Here is a 22,091-nt window from a genome sequence, read left to right on the forward strand (position 1 = left end):
ATTCACCCGTTCTTCAAATGCCGCATCCGGTCCAATGCGCCTTGCAAGATATAGGAGGCCGCGACGTGGTCGATAACCTCTGCGCGGCGTTTGCGTGTCGTATCTGCTTCAAGAAGCGCTTTTTCTGCCGCCACGGTGCTGAGGCGCTCGTCCCAGAAGGAGATCGGCAGATCGGTGAGCTGGCCCAGATTGCGGGCAAAGGCGCGGGTGGATTGGCAGCGCGGGCCCTCGGTGCCGTCCATGTTGCGGGGCAGGCCCATGAGGATGCCGCTGATGTCGCGGGCTTGGATGATTTCCAGCAGGCGGTCGGCATCGACGGAGAACTTCTTGCGCTTCACCGTTTCCAACGGTGTCGCCACTGCGCCGATGCGGTCGGAGACGGCGACGCCGATGGTCTTGGTGCCGAGGTCCAGCCCCATCAGAGCGCTCATCGGCGGCAGGGCGGCGGCGAAGTCTTCGAATGCGTCGTGGATCATTCTGCAATCCCTGCCTGGGCGGCGATAGTCTCCAGGAGCGCCAGCGCCTCTGCGTCGGCCTCGAAGGCGCCGCGGGCCTCGTCATAGACGGTGCGGGCGCGGTCGGTTTCGCCCAGCACCGACAGGGCGCCGATCAGGCGGGCCCATTCCTCGGCGCTGCCGCCCTCGGTCGCCAGCCGGTCGGACAGGCGGGTGACCATGCCGCGGATCATTTCCTGCTGCTCTTCGGCAGAAAGTTCGCTTGCACCGGCCATGTCTTCGGCGCTGGGGCCGGGCAGGGCGGGGGCGGTGCCGCCGCCGGGGGTGATGGGCCGGTATTCAACACCGGCGCGGAAGGCCATTTCCTCGATCTGGCCCTGGATGCCCTTGACCCAGGGTGCCTCCGCCGGGCCGTCGCGCAGGGTCGCGGCCCATTCGCGGTAGGCGAGATCGGGGCGGCCGATCTGACCCAGCATCAGACCCCAGTAATAGCGGGCCGGGCCGTGGCTGGGATCGATCGCGCGGGCCTTCTGCAGGTCGGTCTGCGCCTCGGGTGAAACATAGCCGCCTGCGGCCATGATCTTGAGCTCGGCCAGTTCGGTGAAGTCTCGGGCGTTCACTTTGCCCTCTGCCAGCCGGATGTAGTTGGTCTTGGCCTCATAGGCGGCCTTGAAGTTACCGAGGTTGGCCTCGTGCTGGGCCAGCAGGGCCTGGCCGCGGGCGTCACCTTCGCGCTCGCCTGCAGTCTTGCGCAGCTGTTCGACCAGCTTGAGGTAGCCTTCCTCCACCTGCGGGTTTGCGATCTCGGGCACCTCGGCCTCAGCCTCGGCCTGCGAGGGGCGGTTTGCGGCGCGCTCGCCGGCCATCCGGATACGGTCCTGCAGGCCCAGGTCGCTGTAGCCCGGCGCGCCCAACTGCCAGTAAAGCCCGAGGGTGCCCCCGGTGACCAGCAGGGCGGTGGCGATGGCAAAGCCCAGCGACAGTGCGCGGGGCTGGGCGGGGCCGGACTTGCGCTTTTGCAGCTGGGCATCGGCGGCCAGGATGCGGCGCGAGATTTCGGTGCGGATGCGTTCCGCGTCGGCTTCCGCGATGACGCCGCGGGCCAGATCCTTATCAACTTCGCGCAATTGCTGGCGGTAGACGCGCAGGTCGTAGGCCGCGGCAGGTTCGCCTTGCTCACGGGCGCGAATGATGATCATTGCCAGCAGCAGCGCGGCCGCAAAGGCGATTAGGGCGGTGACTGTCCAGAAAATCATGCCGTCTCCGAAGTTTGGTTTTCATCTATATGCGGGGCGGGCTGAACAAAAGGGCCAATCTGCCGCGGGATGCTGCAATGCGTCATTTGGATATGTCGCAATAACGCAGAAACAGGGCGATAAACGGCACTGGTAAGCCATGCGTTTCGGGCATACCCGCTAACAGACACGAACCATCGGATTCGCTCATGAAACGCTATTCAGTCTTTGCTGTTGCGCGGGAAGCCCTGCGCTATCACACCGGATGGGAGCGCGCCTGGCGCTCGCCGGAACCCAAACGCCACTACGATGTCGTCATCGTGGGTGCGGGCGGGCATGGCCTTGCCACTGCCTACTACCTGGGTAAGAACTTCGGCATTACCAATGTCGCAATCATCGAGAAAGGCTGGCTGGGTGGCGGCAATACGGGCCGGAACACCACCATCATCCGCTCGAACTACCTGCAGGATCCCTCGGCTGCGATCTATGAAAAGGCGCGCAGCCTGTATGAGACGATGTCGCAGGACCTGAACTACAACGTGATGTTCAGCCCGCGCGGCGTGATCATGCTGGCCCAGACCGAGCATGAGATCCGCGGCTACAAGCGCACCGCGCATGCCAACCAGCAGCAGGGCGTTCAGACCGAGTGGATCACCCCGGAGCGGGTCAAGGAGATCGTGCCGATCATCAACCTGCACGGTCCCCGCTACCCCGTGCTGGGCGGCCTGTGGCAGGAACGCGGCGGCACCGCCCGTCACGACGCCGTGGCCTGGGGCTATGCGCGTGCGTGCTCCGACATGGGCATGGACATCATCCAGAAGTGCGAAGTCACCGGCGTGCGCACCGAGAACGGCCGCACCGTGGGCGTCGACACCACCAAAGGCCCGATCGACTGCGACAAGATCGGCATGATCGTGGCCGGCAACGCCTCTGTTCTGTCGGAAATGGCGGGCTTCCGCCTGCCGATGGAATCGGTTGCCCTGCAGGCGATGGTGTCCGAGCCGATCAAACCCTGCATGGACGTGGTTGTGATGGCCAACACCGTGCACGGCTACATGTCCCAGTCGGACAAGGGCGAGATGGTGATCGGCGGCGGCACCGACGGGTTCAACAACTACACCCAGCGCGGCAGTTTCCACCATATCGAGGAAACCGTCCGCGCCCTGGTCGAAACCTTCCCGATGGTCAGCCGCCTGAAGATGCTGCGCCAGTGGGGCGGCATCGTGGATGTGACCGGCGACCGTTCGCCGATCATCTCGAAAACCCCGGTGCAGAACTGCTTCATCAACTGCGGCTGGGGCACCGGCGGCTTTAAGTCGATCCCGGGCTCCGGCTGGGCGATGGCGGAACTGATGGCCACCGGCCACTCGCCGCTGACCGAGGAGTTCTCGATTAACCGCTTCAAAGAAGGCAAGTTCATCGACGAGAGCGTCGCCGCCGGTGTGGCGCACTAACGCTGCAAAATTCAATACTATGGAGCAAGCACCATGCTGATCCTTGAATGCCCCTATTGCGGCGTCAAAGCCGAAGAAACCGAACTGGCCGCGGGCGGTGAAGCGCATCTGAAGCGCTATGGCCCCGGCTCCTCGGATGATGAGTTCCATGACTACCTGTTCATGCGCGAAAACCCCAAAGGCGTTCACTTTGAACGCTGGCGCCATGCCAACGGCTGCGGAAAGTGGTTCCACGCCGCCCGCTGCACCATGACGCTGGAGGTCTTTGGCACCTACACCGCCCAGACCAGCGTGCCGACGCAGGAGATCATGGACAAGATCGCTGCCAAACGCCCGGGCTGGACCTGGCGCGAATTTGCGGACGGGAAGAAATGAACCTCCGCCTGACTGAAACACCCGCTTTTCTCTTGAAAGGTCTGCGCCCATGAGCACGCGTCTTGCCAAGCACGGCCGGCTGATCGACCGCTCCAAACAGATCGCCTTCACTTTCAACGGCAAGTCCATGAAGGGCTTTGCCGGTGACACGCTCGCATCCGCCCTCTTGGCCAACGGCCAGGTGATGATGGGCCGCTCGTTCAAATACCACCGCCCGCGCGGCGTTGTCGCATCCGGTTCGGAAGAGCCCAATGCGCTGATGCAGCTGGGTGTGGGCGACCGCTACGAGCCGAACCAGCGCGCCACCACCACCGAGCTGTTCTCGGGCCTGACCGCGCAGTCGCAGAACCACTGGCCGAGCCTGGAGTTCGACGTTCTGGCGGTGAACAACAAGCTGAGCCGCTTCCTGACCGCCGGCTTCTACTACAAGATGTTCATCCACCCGCGTCCGCTGTGGAAACACGTCTATGAGCCGATCATCCGGAAGTCCGCCGGTCTGGGCGCGGCCCCCGACAAGGAGCTGAAGGACGCCGATACCTACGAGCACTTCTACTTCTTCGCGGATGTGCTGGTAATCGGCGGCGGCGTTGCCGGCCTGCAGGCGGCCAAGGCGGCTGCGGCCTCCGGCGCCAAGGTTCTGGTGCTGGAGCAGAACAGCCACTGGGGCGGCCGCGCGCCGGTCGACGGCGGCACCATCGACGGCGAAGCGCCCGAGGTCTGGATCGAAAAGACCCTGGCAGAGCTGAAGGCGATGGACAACGTCACCCTGCGCGACCGCTGCATGGGCTCCGGCGTCTATGACCACGGCTATGCCCTGGGCTATGAGCGCCTGACCGACCACGCGCCGGGCCAGGGCGGCCCGCGCCACCGCCTGTGGCGGATCCGCGCCTCCCAGATCGTCACCGCAACCGGTGCGATCGAACGTCCGCTGTCCTTTGCAGGCAACGATGTGCCGGGCGTGATGCTGGCGGCCTCGATGCGCGACTATGTGGTGAACTGGGGCATCAACCCCGGCCAGAAGGTCGTGGTTGCCACCAACAACGACGATGCCTACCGCACCGCGCTGGTGCTGCATGACGCAGGCGTCGAAGTGGTCCGCGTGGTTGACACCCGCGAAACCGGCGGCGGCGCGCTGATGGAAGCAGTCCGCGAAAAGGGCATCCGGGTCGAATTGGGCCGCGCCATCGCCAAGGTGAAGGACGGCAAATGCGTGACTGAGGTCGCCATCTGCGCCCAGAACGGCGAAGGCGGTGCCCGCGAGACCGTGCAGGCTGACGCGGTTGCCATGTCCGGCGGCTGGTCGCCGGTTGTCCACCTGTGGTCCCACTGCGGCGGCAAGCTGATCTGGGACGAGGTGAACGCCAACTTCCGCCCCGACGCCTCCCGTCCGCCGCTGGGCCACGACGGCAACGGCTTTGTGGTTCCAGCAGGTGCGGCGAACGGCGAGTTCGGCCTGGGCGCGCTGCTGGAAGATGCAGCCGCGGCTGGTGCCAAGGCGGCCGAAGCGGCTGGCTTCCCGGCGAAATCCGTGGCGGCTGCCAAGGGTGAGTCCGAGGAAGAAGCCCGCATGGAAGCGGTTTGGCTGATGCCCGCCAAGGCAGACATCAAGCTGCGCATGAAGTCCTGGCTGGACTATCAGAACGACGTGAAAGTGTCAGACGTGCAGCTGGCTGCGCGCGAAGGCTACGAGAGCGTCGAGCACACCAAGCGTTACACCACGCTGGGTATGGCCACCGACCAGGGCAAACTGTCCAACATCAACGGCCTGGCCATTCTGGCCGACAGCCTGAACTCGGAAATCCCGCAGGTTGGCACCACCACCTTCCGTCCGCCGTACCACCCGATCTCGCTGGGTGCGATCGCCGGTGAGGCACGGGCCGAGATCTTCCAGCCGGTGCGCAAGACGCCGATCTACGACTGGTTCGACAAGAACGGCGCGGATTGGGAACCGGTTGGCCAGTGGCGCCGTCCGTTTTCCATCAACAAGCCGGGCGAGGACCGTCATGCCGCGGTGAACCGCGAGGTGAAGAACACCCGCGAGAACCTGGGCCTGCTGGATGCTTCGACCCTTGGCAAGCTGGTTGTCAAGGGCCCCGACGCAGGCAAGTTCCTGGACATGCTGTACACCAACATGATGTCCACGCTGAAGCCGGGCAAATGCCGCTACGGCCTGATGTGCACCGAGAACGGCTTCCTGATGGACGACGGTGTGGTTGCCCGCATCGACGAGGACACCTTCCTGTGCCACACCACCACCGGCGGTGCCGAGCGCATCCACGGCTGGATGGAAGAGTGGCTGCAGACCGAATGGTGGGACATGAAGGTCTACGTCGCCAACGTGACTGAGCAGTATGCCCAGATCGCAGTGGTCGGCCCCAACGCCCGCAAGGTGCTGGAGAAGCTGAACGCGGCAGCAGGCGGCGGCATGGATGTCTCGAAAGAGGCGCTGCCCTTCATGGAATGGCGTGACGGCAAGATCGGCGAGTTTGACGCCCGGGCTTACCGGATCTCGTTCTCGGGCGAACTGTCCTACGAGATCGCGGTTGCGGCCTCCGAAGGCCAGGCGTTCTGGGACGCGCTGATGGAAGCAGGCAAGGAATTCGGCGTCATGCCTTACGGCACCGAGACCCTGCACATCCTGCGCGCCGAGAAGGGCTTCATCATGATCGGCGACGAGACCGATGGCACCGTGATCCCGCAGGATCTGGGGCTGCATTGGGCGCTGTCCAAGAAGAAGGAAGATTACCTGGGCAAACGCGCGCAGCAGCGTTCGCACATGGTCGATCCGGAGCGCTGGCAGCTGGTTGGCCTGGAAACCGTCGACGGTTCGGTGCTGCCGGACGGTGCCTATGCGGTGGGTGAAGGCGTCAACGCCAACGGCCAGCGCAACATGATCGGCCGGGTGACGTCGACCTACCACTCCGCTACCCTGGGCCGCGGCATCGCAATGGGCCTGGTCAAGCACGGTCCCAAGCGCATGGGCGAAGTGATCGAGTTCCCGGGCACTGACGGCAAGACCTACAAAGCCAAGATCGTTGATCCGGTCTTCTACGATAAGGATGGAGAGAAGCAGAATGTCTAAGGCTGTTTCCGTACTGAACGGCGCCCGTTACTCGGGTCTGGCCACCGTCGAGGATGCCGGTCTGCAGGGGATGATCACCCTGCGCGGCGATCTGGGCTCCAAAGCGCTGAAGGCGGCTGTTAAAGCCGCCACCGGCGCCGAGGTTCCGGCCCAGGGCTCCATCTCGGTTGCCGAAAACGGCGCCGCTGCCTGGATGTCCCCGGATGAGCTGCTGCTGCTGGTTCCTTATGAGGACGCAGTTGCCAAGACCGCGGAAGTGGCTGAGGCGCTGAAAGGCGAGCACGCGCTGGCAGTGAACGTCTCCGACGCCCGGGCCTTCTTCCGCCTGTCGGGCGAGGGCGCGCGCGAAGTGCTGGGCAAGGTGAGCCCGGTGGACTTTGACGCCGCCGCCTTCAAGGCAGGCCAGTTCCGCCGCTCGCGCCTGGCGCAGGTGGCTGGCGCCTTCTGGTTGAACGGCGATGGCAGTTTTTACATCATCTGCTTCCGCTCAGTGGGTGAATATGTGTTCAAACTGCTGAGCGCAGCGGCGCATCCGCAAAGTAAAGTGGGTGTTTATTAAAATTATTACTCGCTTTATGCTTGTGACGCCTTTGCGCGTCATTTACGGTGCCCTGGAGATTTTCCGGGGCACCGTTTTTTGGGTGCCGGTTCCAGGAGGATCGCCATTGCAATAACTGCAGGCGGTTGAATTAGAGCTGGTTCCTAGGGGGGAGGTGGCTTCGTGACGATGTTACAGGGAGCTGCCCATGGGTCTGCGGCTATGCGGGGTCTTTGCACTGTTTTTAACGCTCGGCGTGGCAGACGCGACGGCGGGACCCAGCTTTCATTGCAGCCTGAAACCAATTTCCGGAACTGCTTGGATCCCCAGCATGGTGAGTTTAACATTCGCCGATGATTTCAGCCATGCCGAGGTCAGCGAAACCGCCTTTGGCATCCCGGTCAGCGCCAGGGTGGTGCAGCACAGCGGCACTTCCTATGCGCTGAGCTGGACTATGCCGGGCCTCGCTGTTTCCGGTGAAGCCGGACGGCCCCGGCCGGCGTTCCGGGCCATTCTGAACACCTCGAATTTGAAGATGAGCATCCAGTCGGTCTGGAAAGACCTGGAAGGAAAGCTGCCGCGCGGCAGCGGCCGTTGCCAACTGGACCGCGGTCTACCGCTGCTGGCGCAGAATGAAGGCTGACCTGCCGACCTAGACAGCGTGTGCGGAGTGCGTCGCATGGAAACGCAAGAAGAGCAAATGTGCCTTAGTGACGCCGGATAACACTTGCATTTCACAGTTTTGGTTGAAATCAACCCCGGGATGAAATCGGAGAATAAACTGATGAAACGTATTGCACTTTCTACGATTGCAGCTGCCGTCAGCCTCGCGGGCCAAGTAGCCTTTGCCGAAACGGTCTACGACTGTGAGATTAAAGTCTTCACAAACAATGGCTGGATCGCGCCAAGGGTCATTGTCATGTGGAACGAGGAAGACAAGTCCGCGCGCGTATATGACCATTATGTTCATAAGCTGGTGGGGGAGCCGCTCCAGGTAAAGGTCGAGCCGCGCAACGAGGTGTCATACGATTTGGATTGGCGGGTGAACGACATTCCGGTCAGCAACGCCCGGATGACAATGGATGGACTGTATGCTGCAGTTCTCAACGTTCAGAAGAACACACTGTCTATTAGGAACGTCAGAACTGGTGCCCGCGGACGCGGCAAGTGCAAGGTGAAGAAGGGCTGAAGTGCTTTGGAAGCCTTGAACGACAGAAACTCTTAGAAAAAGAAGACAGTTATGAAGGCATTTTGTGTATGCGTGGGCATCGCAGGACTGGCAATTGCAGGCCCGGCTGAGAGAGTAGAGGCAGCGGCTTCAGGCCCTGCCTATCTTTGCAAGATTGTTCCCTACGGGGGAGGCAAATCCGTTTCTCAAGGCGGAGGTGGGTGGATCCCCGGAAGCTCATATTTTGAGTTTTCTGAAAGTCTTGAAACAGTGCGTATCGAAAACGCTGCAGTAGAAGCTTCAGAGGAAGGGGCAGCTGTTGCGAAAGTCAAGCAGCTCAAAGATGGGCGTTTGCGTTTCAAGTGGCGCTTGAGCCTGCCCACGAACTTGGATTTTCCGACGCCTGTCGGCTTTCGCACCGACTTGGACCCCGCAGATATGACCGGGGTAATGCGTGCAACCGTATCTTTGGGTTACCGTTCGCGAATTGGTGGTGAGATGACCTGTGAAAAGGTTCGCGAACGCTAGCAAAGCGCGCCGCAGGTAACCTGCTGCGGCGCTGCAATCAGGCTGCAGACTGTTTCGCAGCGGCCGCCCGCTGCCGTGCTGCCGCTTCATGCACGGCTGCACATAGGCCTTGCACGGTTTTCATTCGCCGGCCTCTTGACCTGATAGCGCGCACACAGCATGTATCTGCGCAGGAACGCAAACTTATTTCACAGGGGGCCCAAATGGCTTTTGAACTTCCCGATCTTCCTTATGCACACGACGCCCTGGCTGCCAAAGGCATGTCGGCGGAAACCCTGGAATACCACCACGACCTGCACCACAAGGCTTATGTCGACAACGGCAACAAGCTGATCGCCGGCACCGAGTGGGACGGCAAGTCGCTGGAAGAGATCATCAAGGGCACCTACGACGCGAACGCGGTCGCCCAGAACGGAATCTTCAACAACATTTCCCAGCTGTGGAACCACAACCAGTTCTGGGAAATGATGGGCCCGGGCGAAAGCAAGATGCCAGGTGAGCTGGAGAAGGCTCTGGTTGAATCCTTTGGCTCGGTCGATGAGTTCAAGTCGCAGTTCTCCGCCGCGGGCGCGGGCCAGTTCGGCTCCGGCTGGGCGTGGCTCGTCAAGAACGCTGACGGCTCGCTGGCAGTGACCAAAACCGAAAACGGCGTCAACCCGCTGTGCTTCGGCCAGACCGCGCTGCTGGGCTGCGACGTGTGGGAGCACTCCTACTACATCGACTTCCGCAACAAGCGCCCGGCCTACCTGTCGAACTTCCTCGACAACCTGGTGAACTGGGAAAACGTCGCCTCGCGGATGTAAAGCACGCGCCGTATACTGGCTTTTCAGGCCCGCCGGAGGTTTCCGGCGGGCTTTTTCGTGCTGAGTTTCCGCCACCTTTCGGTGGCTGCTCCGGAACGCGGGCCGGGTTTCGAACGTTGGTTCGATGTACGAAAGGAGGACCATCATGGCCGAACGCAAGAGGTCCAAGGACGGACACCGTGAAACCAAGGACATCCTGGGCGAGAAGGGCCGCGTTTCCCACGGCGGCCGCACCGGCGGCCGGCTGGCCCGGGAAATCGGCAGCAAGGACGAGGAAAAGCGCTCCAGGGAACGCCCGGCGGGGGCGACCCGGGTACGCAAGTCCAATGAACAGGAGGAAAAATGATGACCCGGCTTGCCCATGGCACCTTCGTCCTGGTCGCGGACAGCGAAAAGGCGCTGTTCCTGGAAAACACCGTGGATGGGGATGACCCGTATCTGCAGGTGCGCCGCAAGGATGAGCAGGACAACCCGCCCGACCGGGAGCAGTCGGCCAACCGTCCGGGACGGTTCAACGACGGACCAAGCGTGCACCGGTCAGCGGTTGCCGACACCGACTGGCACGAACTGGCCAAGGAGCGGTTCGCCAGGGACCTGTCGGATAAACTGTACGAAATGGCCCACCGCGGCGAGTTCGATAAGCTGGTTCTGGTGGCCGCCCCGGAGGTTCTGGGGGAACTGCGCAAGAACCTGCACAAGGAAGTCAGCGATTGCGTGATCGGAGAAATCAGCAAGAACCTGACCGGCCATGAGATCAGTAAGATCGAGGAAATGATCAAAGACGCGCTGCGTCACAGCTGACCGGACTTGACCCGCACGCCTGCCCGGTGTCTGTGAGACAAAAGCCGGGCAGGAGCTGTTTATGGGCGAGGCACAAAAAGGCGTTCTTGCACTCTGTGCCTCCTGCACCGTCTGGGGGCTGTCGGGCATTTACTACAAGGCATTGTCGCATGTGCCGCCGGAGCAGGTTCTGTCGCACCGGGCGCTGTGGTCGTTTGTTTTTTTCGCCATTGTTCTGCTGTGTCAGGGCCGCATCGGCGCGCTTGGCGCAGCGCTCTCCACCCGCCGCAGTGCGCTGCTGCTGGCGTTCGCGTCGGCGATGATTTCCCTTAATTGGTTCATCTTCATTTCAGCCGTGCAGCTGGGCTATGCAACTGAGGCAAGCCTTGGCTATTACGTCTTTCCGCTGCTGAGCGTGCTGCTGGGACGGCTTGCCTTCGGCGAGCGTCTAGCACCAGCACAGGGTGTGGCGGTAGTCTTGGCGGGTCTCGCGGTAGCCGTGCTGTCCTTTGGTCTGGGGGCCGCCCCCTGGATTCCGCTGGCGCTGAGCTTCAGCTTCGCCCTTTACGGTGTTGTTAAGAAGCAATTGCCGCTGGGACCGGTGGTATCTGTGACCGCCGAGGTTGCGCTGCTGTTGCCGGTTGCGCTGACGATCATTTGGATGACCGGCGGCGCAGGTTTTCTGGGAGGCTTCCAGGATGCGCTGATGCTAATGTTCTCCGGCATCTTGACCGGGCTGCCGCTGATCCTGTTCGCCTATGCCGCCCGCCGGGTGAGGCTGGGAACCGTCGGGGTGCTGCAATACCTGAACCCGACGCTGCAGTTCCTGGTGGCGGTGCTGGTTTTTGCAGAGCCCTTTACCCCCTGGCACGGCACTGCCTTTTCGCTGATCTGGAGCGCGGTTGCGGTGTTCTCCTTCTCGGCGCTGCGTCAGGAGCGGGCGTCGCGCAGGGCGGCGATGGCAGCCACCGGGGTGTCTGCCCAGATCAGGTAGTCCGACGTCTCCCGGCCGGCAAAGCCCTGGCTGACCACATGTCCCAGCAGGTCGCGCAGCTTGTCCCAGTAGCCTTCGGTATTCAGGATCACGATCGGCTTGGAATGCAGTCCCAGCTGGCGCCAGGTGAGGGCCTCGAACAGCTCATCCAGAGAGCCGGCTCCGCCAGGCAGCACAACGACCGCATCGGCGTTCCACAGCATCACCTTCTTGCGCTCATGCATGGTCTCGGTCACCACATAGGTGGTGAGGTCGGATTTCCCCACTTCACGCCGCTCCAGGTGGCTGGGGATCACTCCGAAGGTCTCCCCGCCGGCCTGCTGCGCCGCGCGGGCGACCTCGCCCATCAGCCCGACATCACCGGCGCCATAGACCAGCCGCATGCCGTTCTCGGCCAGCGCAGCACCGAGTGCGCGGGCGGCTTCGGCGTAGGCGGGCAAGGCTCCGGCGCGGGATCCGCAGTAGACACAGACGGATTTGATGCTCATCGGCCAGCCTTTCCGTGGAATTTCAAGGTGAAAACCAATTGGTGTTTTGACCCGTGATAGCGGGGTTGCTAGATTCCCTCAACTAAGCGGAAGGTCACATTCCGCAATTGCCGAAGGGAAAGACATGGCGGATGCATCTGGAAGCGGGGGTCTTGGGGCCCTCACACTTGGCGGTATTGCCGGCGTGGCCGTGGTTGTGGGCGGCGTTGTGCTGTACCAGCTGGGCATGTTTGGCACTGTCGCGCCCGAAGGCGCGGTGGTGAGCGAACAGACGGCCGGACTGGCCGCAAACAGCAACGGTGCGTTTTCCGGTGACGGTGCGGAATCCGGCCAGCCGTTGCAGAACCGCGCCGTGCAGGAAGCCGCGGGCAATCAGGTAGAAGCTGTTGAGGCGGTAGAGCAGCCGGAGACTGGCGCGTCAGGAGAGGCAAGCGGGCAGGAACGTCAGGTTCAGGATCAGGGTGAAACCGTAACTGACCTGCCTGAAACGGAAGCTGCAGTTGAAGAAAGCACGATACCAGAACCTGACTCAGCCGGAAACGAAGAGAACACTTCAGATCAAGGCACCGAGCTTGCAGCCTTGGCGGAGCCTTCGGTTGCTGCGCCAAAGGGTCAGCCGGAACCTGAAACCCAAACCAGAAAAGACGATGTTTTTGTCCTTCAGGCGCCGGAGCTGGATCTGGTGCGGGTGGACAGCGAAGGTGCTGCGGTGATTGCCGGGCGGGCCCAAGAAGGTGTGCGGGTCTCGGTTCTGCTGGACGGTGAAGTGCTGGAACAGCTGGAGGTGCCCGCCGGCGGCGAGTTCGTCTCGCTTGCGACAATTGCGCCCAGCTCGGTTGCAAGGGTCGTGTCGCTGCGTGCTGAACATGAGGGGGAGCAAGCCGCCTCTGGCGCGACCTTCATCCTGGCGCCGGTCAGCCCGGTCGCTGCCGTTTCCGCAGAGACGCCGGAGGACGCGGGTGAAGAACAAGTCGCTGCGCTGGAGCAGGATGGTCCAGCAGAGGAGCCGGCAGCAGCGGGGCAGGAAGCTGAACAGGCCGGTGGAACTGACACTGCACAAGGGCCGGAATCAGCTGCGCAGGCGGACACCACCTTCGACGCGGCTAATGAGGCACCAGCGACCGAAGAAGCAATGGTTGGCGAAGGGGTCGGCCAGGGGGCGGCTGCGACTGCAGCAGCCGAGCCCGCGGAGGAGAATCAGGAGGCCGCAGCAGAGCCGGAGGCCTCTCAGACCCAGGGGCAGACCGTTGCGGTGCTGCGCGCGGATCAGGACGGGGTCGAGGTTGTGCAGCCTGCTGTTCCTGCCGATCCTGAACTGAGCAAGGAAGTTGCTCTTGACGCGATCAGCTACAATGGGACTGGCGGGGTTGAGCTGTCGGGCCGGGCGCGCCCGAATGCCCGCGTGCGGGTCTATGTGGACAATCAGCCGGTTGCGGAAGTGGATGCTGCAGAGAACGGTCAGTGGAACGGGCGGCTGGAAGATGTGGCGCCCGGTGTATACACCCTGCGCCTGGATGAGATAGAAGCCGCCACCGGCAAGGTTGTGAGCCGCCTTGAAACCCCGTTCAAGCGCGAAGCGCCGGAGGTGCTGCCGCAGCCTGAGCGAGAGGCGGATCCAGAGCAGCCTGTGCCGCTGGTCAGGGCGGTGACGGTGCAGAAGGGCGATACGCTCTGGGCCATCTCGCAGGAAAAATACGGCAGCGGGTTCCTGTATGTGCGGGTGTTCGAAGCCAACCGTGGCGCGATCCGCGATCCGGACCTGATCTATCCAGGACAGGTCTTTACGATCCCCGAATAATCCACGGAAAACGCGCCCTTGAGGCGCGTTTTTTCTGCGCGCCCCTCGCAAAACCGTGAACAGGTGAATATCTGGAGGTGTCTAGCCAGGAACAGCCATGACCCAGACAGACCAGGCCGCCGCGCCGCGCCAAGCCGACATCGCCCAGGACGAACGCCGTTCCGGCCTGCGCACACTGCGCAAAGTCGGGCCGTATCTCTGGCCCGAGGGCAACCGCGCGGTGAAGGTCCGGGTGGTGCTGGCCCTGGCAGTGCTGGTTCTGGCCAAGCTGATCGCGGTCTATACGCCGATGCTCTACAAGGGCGCGGTGGACAGCCTGGCGGGCGAGGGCGTGCCGCCGCTGGCGCTGGGGGCGGTTGGCCTGACGGTGGCCTATGGCGTGTCGCGGATCCTGACCACCGGGTTTCAGCAGCTGCGCGATGCGGTCTTTGCCCCCGTGGGACAGCGCGCCCTGCGGCGCCTGGCGCTGGAGACCTTTACCCATATTCACCGCCTGTCGATGCGCTATCACATCACCCGCAAGACCGGGGGCCTCAGCCGGATCATCGAGCGCGGGGTGAAGGGCGTCGAGTTCCTCTTGCGCTTCATGCTGTTTTCCATCGGCCCGCTGATCCTGGAGCTGACCCTGGTCGCGGTGATCCTGACGGTGCTGTTTGACGCCTGGTATCTGGTCGTGGTGGCGGTCACAATCGGGCTTTATGTCTGGTTCACCTTTGCGGTCACCGAATGGCGGGTGAAGCTGCGCCGGGAGATGAATCAGCAGGACACCGACGCCAACCAGAAGGCCATCGACAGCCTGCTGAACTTCGAGACCGTCAAGTATTTCGTCGCCGAGGAACGGGAGGCCGAGCGCTATGACAGCGCGATGCGCGGCTATGCGCGGGCAGCGCTCAAGACCGCCTATTCGCTGGCAGCGCTGAATTTCGGCCAAAGCGTGATCATCACTGCGGGCCTCATCGGGGTGATGGTGATGGCGGCCATCGGGGTGGAGCAGGGCAGGCTGACCGTTGGCGATTTTGTCATGGTCAACGCCTACATGATCCAGATCACCGTGCCGCTGAACTTCCTCGGCACTGTCTACCGCGAAATCCGCCAGAGCCTGGTGGACATGGGCGAGATGTTCGATCTGCTGGAGCAGCCCGCCGATGTCAGCGACCGTCACGGCGCCGGGGAGCTGAAGGTCAATGGCGGGCGCATCACGCTGGAGAACGTGCGGTTTTCCTATGATGCCGGGCGGGAGATTCTGAAGGGGATTTCGCTTCAGGCGGAGCCGGGGCAGACGGTGGCGATTGTCGGCTCCACCGGGTCCGGCAAGTCGACCATCGGGCGGCTGCTGTTCCGGTTCTATGACGTGACCGGCGGGGCGCTGAAGATCGACGGGCAGGACGTGCGGGACGTGACCCAGAAGAGCCTGCACCAGGCGATCGGGGTGGTGCCGCAGGACACGGTGCTGTTCAACGACACCATCCGCTACAACATCGCCTATGGCCGTGACGGGGCCACCCAGGAGGAGGTCGAGCAGGCGGCGCGCGATGCGCAGATCCACGACTTCATCGTCGCGCTGCCGGAAGGCTACGACACCCAGGTGGGCGAGCGCGGGCTGAAGCTGTCGGGCGGCGAGAAGCAGCGTGTGGGGATTGCCCGGACGCTGTTGAAGAACCCGCCGGTGCTGCTGCTGGACGAGGCGACCTCGGCGCTGGACACCGATACCGAGCAGGAGATCAAGGAGGCGCTGGCGCGGGCCGGACAGGGGCGCACGGTGCTGACGATTGCGCACCGCCTGTCGACCATCGCCGAGGCCGACAGGATCGTGGTGCTGGAGCAGGGCGAGATCGCCGAGACCGGCACTCATGAAGAGCTTCTGGCCCGTGAAGGCCGTTATGCCCGGCTGTGGCAGCGCCAGCAGGCGGATCAGGATGCGGCTTGAGAACCTGCAAAGCGTTACTTCGGGGAAGCCATCTTTGGCTTTCCCCATTGACCGCTTGTCGTCCGTGCCTAATGTGCGCCCATTCAGGGAACCAGAGGCATCAGCGCTTGCCAGCCCGCAAACAAGGACATGTTTATGAAGACCCTTCTGACCGCAGCCTCCGCGGCTGCCCTGCTTGCCTTTCAGGCGCCCGCCTATGCCGAAGACCTCGAGTTCCTGCTGGTGAATGACAGCAGTGCCGATCTGGTTGAGTTCAACGTCTCGCCCGCATCTTCGGACAACTGGGAAGGCAACCTGATGGAAGGTGGCTATCTGGCACCGGGTTATGAGATTGGCGTCCTGATTGCCGATGGTGCAACCACCTGCGTCTACGACATCCGCGGCAGCTTTGCCGATGGGTCCGAGGCTGAGGATTATGGCCTCGATCTGTGTGATCTGGGCGAGTACACCTTCACTGACTGATTTTGCCTCCCGCCGGGACGCCAGGCCCGCTGCAATGAAAAGCCCCGCCGGAGCGGGGCTTTTTTGTTTGCCTGGTTATTCTGCGGCGCGCAGGCGGCCGCGCGGGGCGGGCGGCTGCGGCTCGTCCTCTTCAGGGTCAGCTTCCCCTTCGCTTGTCTCAGGAGCAGTATCCTCGACCCACTGGATTTCCGTGCTGGGCAGCTGGCGTGCCTTTTTGAACAGCTTGGAGTCCTGCGCGATGCGGCTGGAGCGTCCGCGGGTGATCCGCGACAGCATCCGGCCCAAGGCGCGCATGTAGGTGGAGAACCACACCCGGATCGACAAGAGCGAGGGCGTGACCACCAATGTCAGCACAGTGGCGATACCCAGGCCAAAGACCACGGCGGTAGCCAGCTGCTTCCACCACAGCGCGGTGGGGCTGTCGATGGAGTAGCCGCCGTTGATGAAGTCCAGGCTGACGCCGAACATCATCGGCGTCAGGCCCGCCATCGTGGTGATGGTGGTCAGCAGAACCGGGCGGATACGCGCCTCGGCGGTGCGGATGATCGCCTCGATCCGCGGCATCTGCTGGCTGAACTCCTGATAGGTGTCTATCAGCACGATGTTGTTGTTCACCACGATGCCTGCCAGCGCGACGATGCCGGTGCCGGTCATGATGATGGAGAACGGCTGCTGCATCACCATCATGCCGATCAGCACGCCGGTGGTGGACAGCACCACCGCCAGCAGCACCAGCACCGAGTTGTAGAAGCTGTTGAACTGGGCCAGCAGGATCACGAACATCAGCGCCAGCGCGCCCGCAAAGGCCTTGGACAGGAAGGCGCCGGATTCCTCCTGCTCCTCCTGGTCACCGGTCCACTCCCAGCCGATGCTGCGCGGCAGCGGGTCGGTCTCCAGCCATTCGGTCAGGACGGCGATCCGCTCATTTGCGTTCATCGGGCTGATCTTGGCACCGTCTTCCAGCGCGGTTTCCACTGCTTCAAAGCTGTCGGCACCAGTCAGTTGCACCAGTTGCATTGTCTTGCCATTTGGCGCGGTCAGGGATTGGCCGGTAGCGGTGGTTCCTTCCGGAACCTCCTTCAAAACCGCCAGGCGGGTCATTTCACCACTGTCGGCATCCTCGATCACAACCTTGTTGAGGCCCGGCTCCACGTCGGCTTTCACGTCATAGAAACGCTCCTGGCCGATACGGTTGATTTGCGCCAGTTTCGGCACCGGCTGGCGGGTCACGAAGTTGGACAGCGGAACCAGGCCGTCCGAGGTGCGGACCTTGAGGTTGTCGAGCGTTGACAGCACCCGGTCCTGTTCCGGCAGCCGGACGCGGATCTCGATCTCCTCGTCGGAGCTGTCGACCCGCATGGTGTCCAATAGGATGCCGCGGGTAACCAGCTGCACCATTGCGCCTACTGTTGCCACATCGGCGCCGTATCGGCCGGCCTTCTCGACATCCACGTTGATCTGCCAGTCGATGCCGGGCAGGGGCAGGCTGTCCTCGATCAGGATCAGGCCGGGGGTATTCTCGAAGTGCTCCCGAGCAGCCAGGGTTGCTGTGGTCAGGTCTTCCCAGCCGTCGCCGCGCAGGCGCAGATGCACCGGTTTGCCGGAGGCAGGGCCTTGTGCCAGGGCGCGGACCTCGACCTCGAACCCCGGCAACTCGCCAAGCACAGCATTCAACTCATCGATCACGGTGTTGCCGTCGTATTCCTCGGCGATCACTTTCTTCTCAAAGCCGAGGTACTTGCTCAGCAGTCCGCCGAACCAGCCGTCCAGCGGCTCGCTCTCGGTCGGGCGCTCCTCCCACGGGATGATCTCGAACTGGACCTGGCCTATGGTGTCCGGTGGCAGCTGCGCGCCGGAACTGTCGGTGTTGAGGCCGCCGTCACCGGCAAAGGAAAACACATTAATCACCGCGTGGTGGTCAAGGATGACCTCCTCGGCCGCGCGCACCATTTCGTCCTTTTCATGCAGGGAGATGTTGCCGCGGGCGCGGACATAGGCGGTGGCCTGTTCCGGTTCCGAATCGACGAAGAATTCAACTCCGTAGTTGTTCTCACTGAACGTTGAGAACACGGTCATGATGGCAAAGCCCACGGCAGCGATGGTCACAATCGGCATCACCGGGTTGCCGGCGATGAACTTGATCACGTAGCCGAACGGGGTGTGGTGGTAGCCGGGGGCGACCTCCTTCTCCTCGCGCTCCACTTTGACCGAGCTGAGGGTGATCGAGGCGGCAAAGGACGAAAGCGTGAACACCAGCCCGCCGAACAGTACACCGGCCATCGGGCCAGTGCCCTCACCCAGCAGGTAGGAGGGGTTCAGCATCTGCATGGCGCCCGCAAACATGCCCCACATGGAGACCGGCACCAGCAGCGCGCGCAGCCACCAGGGCGCGATCATGCGCAGTGCGCGCGAGGCGCCCTCGAAAGTGCGGCTGATGCGGCCGGTGACGCCGCCCATGACGGGCAGGTAGATCAGCGCCACCACCAGCGAGGCGGACAGCACGAAGATGAGGGTCACGGGCAGCATGCCCATGAACTCACCCGGCACACCGGGCCAGAACAGCATCGGCAGGAAGGCGCAGAGAGTGGTCGCTGTGGAAGAAACGATCGGCCAGAACATCCGCTGCGCGGCCTCGACATAGGCGTGCATCGGGCCGGTGCCTTCCTTGATCCGCTTGTCGGCGTATTCCACCACCACGATGGCACCATCGACCAGCATCCCCACGGCGAGGATCAGGCCGAACATCACGATGTTGGAAATCGAGATGCCCATCAGTGCCAGCAGTGCGAAGCACAGAAGGAAAGAGGTCGGGATTGCAAAACCCACCAGCAGCGCGGCGCGGCTGCCAAGCGCCGACAGCACAACGATCATCACCAGCGCGATAGCAGTCAGCACCGAGCCTTCCAGCTGGCTGACCATCGAGCCGACCACCCGGCTCTGGTCGTTGGAGGTGCCGACCTCAACCGCGGTCTGCAGTTCCGGCGGCCACTTGGACTTGGATTCTTCCAGGGTCTGCTTCACCAGATTGACGGTGTCGATCAGGTTGTAGCCCTTGCGCTTGACCACCTGCAGGGCAACCGTGTCCTCACCGTTGAAACGGGCGGTGCCTTCGCGGTCCTCGAAGGTGAAGTTGATCTGCGCCAGCTCCCCAAGCTTGACCACCCGGTCGCCGTTGGTCTTGACCGGCAGCTGGTAGATGTCCTTCACATCATCAAAGGAGGAGGGGATCTTGACCGAGAACGCACCCTGGCTGGTCTCGACCTCACCCGCCGCGATCAGCTGGTTGTTGTTCTGCACCACATTGATCAGCTCGAGCGCGGTGACGTTATAGGCCTCCAGCCGCAGCGGGTCGATCAGCACCTCGACCATCTCGTCTCGGTTGCCGGCGATCCCGGCCTCCAGCACCGCGTCCAGTGCCTCAAGGTCGTCCTGCAAGTCCTTGGCGATGCGCGCCATCGTGCGTTCCGGAACGGCGCCGGTCAGGTTCACGATGACAATCGGGAATTCGGAGAAGTTGATCTCGGTGATCGAGTATTTCTCGGCGCCTTCCGGGAACTCGGCCTCGGCCTTGTCCATGGCGTCGCGCACGTCGGCCATGATGGCGGTCTTGTCCCAGCCGAACTCGAACTCCAGCGCCACCCCGGCATAGCCTTCGGCGGCGGTGGAGGTCATCTTGTCGAGCCCGTCGAGGTCGGCAAGCTCGGTCTCCATCACCTTGACCATCAGGGATTCGGCGTCCTCGGCGGAAATGCCGGGGAAGGGGACCGAGATGAACAGGGCCGGGATTTCAATGTCCGGCTCGCCTTCCTTGGGCAGCATCGAATAGGCGAAACCGCCGACAAGCAGTGAGATTGCGATGAACGCAAGGACCATCCGGGCGCGGCCGGCGGCCCAATCGACGATGCCAATCACTGTTCAGTCTCCCGGTAGGTGGCCGCCACGGCGACGCCTTCGGTTACGAAATCCTGTCCCACGACGATCACATCCGCGTTTTCAGGAAGACCGCCCAGCCAGACGCCATCCACATCATCCCGCAGAAGCTGCACGGGGTAGAATACCACGGTGCTGTCGGATCCGACAACGCGCACGCCCAGCTGGCCTTCGTTGTTCAGCGTCAGCGCCGATTGCGGTAGCTTGTGCGCCAGCGCGCCGGCCGAGGAAATCGCGATGTCGGCGGTCTGGCCGTCGCGGATGCTCAGGTCCGGATTGGGCACGGTGATCTCGACCTCAAAGGTGCGGGTGGTCGGATCGGCCGAGCGGCTGAGGAAGGTGACCTCGCCCTGCACCTGCTGGCCGGTGGACAGTTCCGCGCCTGCAATGGCGCCCAATTCCACCTTGTTGACCTCAGCCTCCGGCACATAGCCGACCAGCTTGATGGTATCGAGCTGAATCACCGTGCCGCAGAGGCTACCGGGCTGCAGCAGGCTGCCCAGTTCCGCGGTGTCGCTTTCCAGAAGGCCGTCGAACGGTGCGGTGATGGTCAAATGCCCGATTTCCCGCTCTGCCGCGGCGACTGCGGCCTGCGCGGAACGCTCTAGGGCCTCAGCCGAGGCCAGCCGGGTTTCAGACGCATAGCCGCCCTCCGACAGTTTGGCGGCGGCGGTGAGATTGATCCTGGCTTCTTTCAGCTGTGCCTGCGCCTGCAGCAGAGATGCCGGGCGGGTGCCGGGGTCCAGCTCGCACAGCAGATCACCCTTTTTGACGTGGGCGCCTTTGCGCAACGGTTCGGAAATCACGGTTGAGGTGGTTTCGGCCCGCACCTCCACCTGGCGGATGGCCTGGGTTTGACCGCGCAGGATAACAGCGTTGCCGATGGTGCGCGCCTTGCTTTGCAGCGCCACCACACCGACGCGCGATTCTCCGGCATCGGCCAGTTGCTGGCCTTCGGAAGTTGCAGCTTCTTCCTCTGCAGCCTCGGTTGCATCTTCTCCGCGGGCAAAGGCCATCAGATCGTCACGCTCGAAAACCACCAGATAAAGACTGGCGGATACCGCCACTGCGGTCAGTATCGGTATAATGCGCATGTCGGGCCTTTCCTGTTCTCTGTCATTATCCACGTGCGATCGGTCCTTGGCCGTCGGGTCGGCAGGCCTGTTCACAGCGGGAGTCGCGCGTATGTGATAGGGCTGATATAGGAGATGTCCATTCTAAACTAAGTGGTTTAGTTCACATTTCTTGCTTTTCTGGCCCAAATGGCGAAGTTTCTGGTGCAAACGGGCCACTTGGCTTGGCCCTTGAGCCGGGGTAAGAGGGGCGCGACGTATTCAATACCGGGGCGGGCGGCAGCCCGGACCGCGCATACCAGGGGCTTTCATGAGCGATACCGACAGCTTTATCGACGAAGTGACCGAAGAGGTCCGCCGTGACCGGCTATTCCTGATGCTTAAACGCTATGGCTGGATCGGCGGCGCCGCGGTTGTGCTGATCGTCGGCGGCGCCGCGTTCCGGGAATACAATAAGGCCAAGGAGCAGTCTGCGGCTGAGAAGCTTGGCGACGGCATCACCGCCGCGCTGGAGATCGACGGAAGCGAAGGACGTGCTGAGGCGCTGAACGCTGTACCGGCGGAAAGCGCCGGCGGGGCAGCCATCCTGAACATGCTCGAAGCTGGAGCGCTGGCTGAGGCAGGCAAGACCGCTGAAGCGGTGGCCCGGCTGGAGGCGGTTGCCGTTGATGGCGAGCTGCCGCTGATCTACCGTCATGTCGCCAGCTTCAAAGCGCTGGCGCTGCAGGCAGGCAGCCTGAGCGTTTCAGACCGCCGTGTGCAGTATGAGGCGCTAGCCCAGCCCGGCGCGCCGCTGGCGCTACTGGCTGCCGAACAGCTGGCACTGCTGGATGTGGAAGAAGGCAACGCCGAGGCGGCCATTGCCCGGCTGCGGGACATCGTTGCGGATGCAACGGTCACTGCAGACTTGAAAGACCGCGCGTCTCAGGTGATTGTGGCGCTTGGCGGCTCCGTTAACGGGAACGCTGCGCCTGAGGGGTAAGGCGCTCCGCGGACTGGAA

General features: G+C 62.9%; 20 protein-coding genes. 15 read left to right on the top strand and 5 right to left on the bottom strand.

From position 1 onward, the window contains the following. Positions 1–2 precede the first annotated feature (2 nt). Positions 3–476, bottom strand: coding sequence for a Holliday junction resolvase RuvX (ruvX, locus tag GKC28_RS00650; protein WP_174144562.1), 474 nt, complete (start codon positions 474–476; stop codon positions 3–5). Further along, positions 473–1,711 carry a c-type cytochrome biogenesis protein CcmI gene (gene ccmI / locus GKC28_RS00655; protein WP_174144564.1) on the bottom strand — a complete coding sequence of 413 codons (1,239 nt, stop codon included), beginning with the start codon at positions 1,709–1,711 and terminating at the stop codon, positions 473–475. Before ccmI ends, ruvX begins: the two co-directional genes overlap by 4 nt. A gap of 188 nt (positions 1,712–1,899) precedes the next feature. On the opposite strand from ccmI, the gene GKC28_RS00660 reads away from it, so the two are divergent. The 11 genes from GKC28_RS00660 (at position 1,900) to rarD (ending at position 11,412) form a co-directional block, all read left to right on the top strand. Further along, positions 1,900–3,144: a sarcosine oxidase subunit beta family protein gene (locus GKC28_RS00660; RefSeq protein WP_174144566.1), complete on the top strand. Its 1,245-nt coding sequence runs from the start codon at positions 1,900–1,902 to the stop codon at positions 3,142–3,144. A gap of 33 nt (positions 3,145–3,177) precedes the next feature. Continuing rightward, entirely contained in the window at positions 3,178–3,519 is a 342-nt protein-coding gene (locus GKC28_RS00665) for a sarcosine oxidase subunit delta (RefSeq protein ID WP_174144569.1), read from the top strand. Positions 3,520–3,568: 49 nt separating this feature from the next. Further along, the gene (locus GKC28_RS00670) at positions 3,569–6,601 is read left to right on the top strand and encodes a sarcosine oxidase subunit alpha family protein (RefSeq protein ID WP_174144571.1); all 3,033 of its coding nucleotides are present in this window, start codon (positions 3,569–3,571) and stop codon (positions 6,599–6,601) included. Further along, the gene (locus GKC28_RS00675) at positions 6,594–7,160 is read left to right on the top strand and encodes a sarcosine oxidase subunit gamma (protein WP_174144573.1); all 567 of its coding nucleotides are present in this window, start codon (positions 6,594–6,596) and stop codon (positions 7,158–7,160) included. Before GKC28_RS00670 ends, GKC28_RS00675 begins: the two co-directional genes overlap by 8 nt. 187 nt (positions 7,161–7,347) lie before the next feature. Then, positions 7,348–7,782, top strand: coding sequence for a hypothetical protein (locus GKC28_RS00680; protein ID WP_174144575.1), 435 nt, complete (start codon positions 7,348–7,350; stop codon positions 7,780–7,782). A gap of 141 nt (positions 7,783–7,923) precedes the next feature. Then, positions 7,924–8,328: a hypothetical protein gene (locus tag GKC28_RS00685; protein ID WP_174144577.1), complete on the top strand. Its 405-nt coding sequence runs from the start codon at positions 7,924–7,926 to the stop codon at positions 8,326–8,328. 51 nt (positions 8,329–8,379) lie between these two features. Next, entirely contained in the window at positions 8,380–8,835 is a 456-nt protein-coding gene (locus GKC28_RS00690; RefSeq protein ID WP_174144579.1) for a hypothetical protein, read from the top strand. Positions 8,836–9,038: 203 nt separating this feature from the next. After that, positions 9,039–9,638 (top strand): superoxide dismutase, encoded by a 600-nt coding sequence (locus tag GKC28_RS00695; protein ID WP_174144581.1) that lies wholly within the window; start codon positions 9,039–9,041, stop codon positions 9,636–9,638. Between the two features lie 145 nt (positions 9,639–9,783). Continuing rightward, positions 9,784–9,984, top strand: a complete 201-nt coding sequence (locus GKC28_RS00700; protein ID WP_174144583.1) for a hypothetical protein — start codon at positions 9,784–9,786, stop codon at positions 9,982–9,984. After that, positions 9,984–10,439, top strand: a complete 456-nt coding sequence (locus tag GKC28_RS00705) for a host attachment family protein (RefSeq protein ID WP_174144847.1) — start codon at positions 9,984–9,986, stop codon at positions 10,437–10,439. The genes GKC28_RS00700 and GKC28_RS00705 overlap by 1 nt, the downstream gene beginning before the upstream one ends. Before the next feature lie 61 nt (positions 10,440–10,500). After that, positions 10,501–11,412, top strand: coding sequence for an EamA family transporter RarD (gene rarD / locus GKC28_RS00710; RefSeq protein WP_174144585.1), 912 nt, complete (start codon positions 10,501–10,503; stop codon positions 11,410–11,412). On the opposite strand, the gene GKC28_RS00715 is transcribed toward rarD, so the two are convergent. Continuing rightward, positions 11,349–11,900 (bottom strand): TIGR00730 family Rossman fold protein, encoded by a 552-nt coding sequence (locus GKC28_RS00715; protein WP_174144587.1) that lies wholly within the window; start codon positions 11,898–11,900, stop codon positions 11,349–11,351. The two genes, rarD and GKC28_RS00715, sit on opposite strands and share 64 nt — an antisense overlap. A 124-nt stretch (positions 11,901–12,024) precedes the next feature. On the opposite strand from GKC28_RS00715, the gene GKC28_RS00720 reads away from it, so the two are divergent. The 3 genes from GKC28_RS00720 (at position 12,025) to GKC28_RS00730 (ending at position 16,087) form a co-directional block, all read left to right on the top strand. Continuing rightward, positions 12,025–13,698 carry a LysM peptidoglycan-binding domain-containing protein gene (locus GKC28_RS00720; RefSeq protein WP_174144589.1) on the top strand — a complete coding sequence of 558 codons (1,674 nt, stop codon included), beginning with the start codon at positions 12,025–12,027 and terminating at the stop codon, positions 13,696–13,698. Positions 13,699–13,795: 97 nt separating this feature from the next. Further along, a complete protein-coding gene (locus GKC28_RS00725; protein WP_174144591.1) occupies positions 13,796–15,625 on the top strand; it encodes an ABC transporter ATP-binding protein/permease in 1,830 nt (609 codons plus the stop codon). Positions 15,626–15,760: 135 nt separating this feature from the next. Beyond that, the gene (locus tag GKC28_RS00730; RefSeq protein ID WP_174144593.1) at positions 15,761–16,087 is read left to right on the top strand and encodes a hypothetical protein; all 327 of its coding nucleotides are present in this window, start codon (positions 15,761–15,763) and stop codon (positions 16,085–16,087) included. A gap of 75 nt (positions 16,088–16,162) precedes the next feature. Here GKC28_RS00730 and GKC28_RS00735 read toward each other — a convergent pair whose 3' ends face one another. Both GKC28_RS00735 and GKC28_RS00740 read right to left on the bottom strand, forming a co-directional pair. Continuing rightward, positions 16,163–19,999 (bottom strand): efflux RND transporter permease subunit, encoded by a 3,837-nt coding sequence (locus GKC28_RS00735; RefSeq protein WP_174144596.1) that lies wholly within the window; start codon positions 19,997–19,999, stop codon positions 16,163–16,165. Beyond that, positions 19,996–21,111: an efflux RND transporter periplasmic adaptor subunit gene (locus tag GKC28_RS00740; protein ID WP_174144598.1), complete on the bottom strand. Its 1,116-nt coding sequence runs from the start codon at positions 21,109–21,111 to the stop codon at positions 19,996–19,998. The genes GKC28_RS00735 and GKC28_RS00740 overlap by 4 nt, the downstream gene beginning before the upstream one ends. A 289-nt stretch (positions 21,112–21,400) precedes the next feature. Here GKC28_RS00740 and GKC28_RS00745 point away from each other — a divergent pair, with 289 nt between their 5' ends. Then, positions 21,401–22,072, top strand: coding sequence for a hypothetical protein (locus GKC28_RS00745; RefSeq protein WP_174144600.1), 672 nt, complete (start codon positions 21,401–21,403; stop codon positions 22,070–22,072). Positions 22,073–22,091 lie beyond the last annotated feature (19 nt).

This window comes from Leisingera sp. ANG59, from assembly GCF_013317235.1.
GTDB lineage: Bacteria > Pseudomonadota > Alphaproteobacteria > Rhodobacterales > Rhodobacteraceae > Leisingera.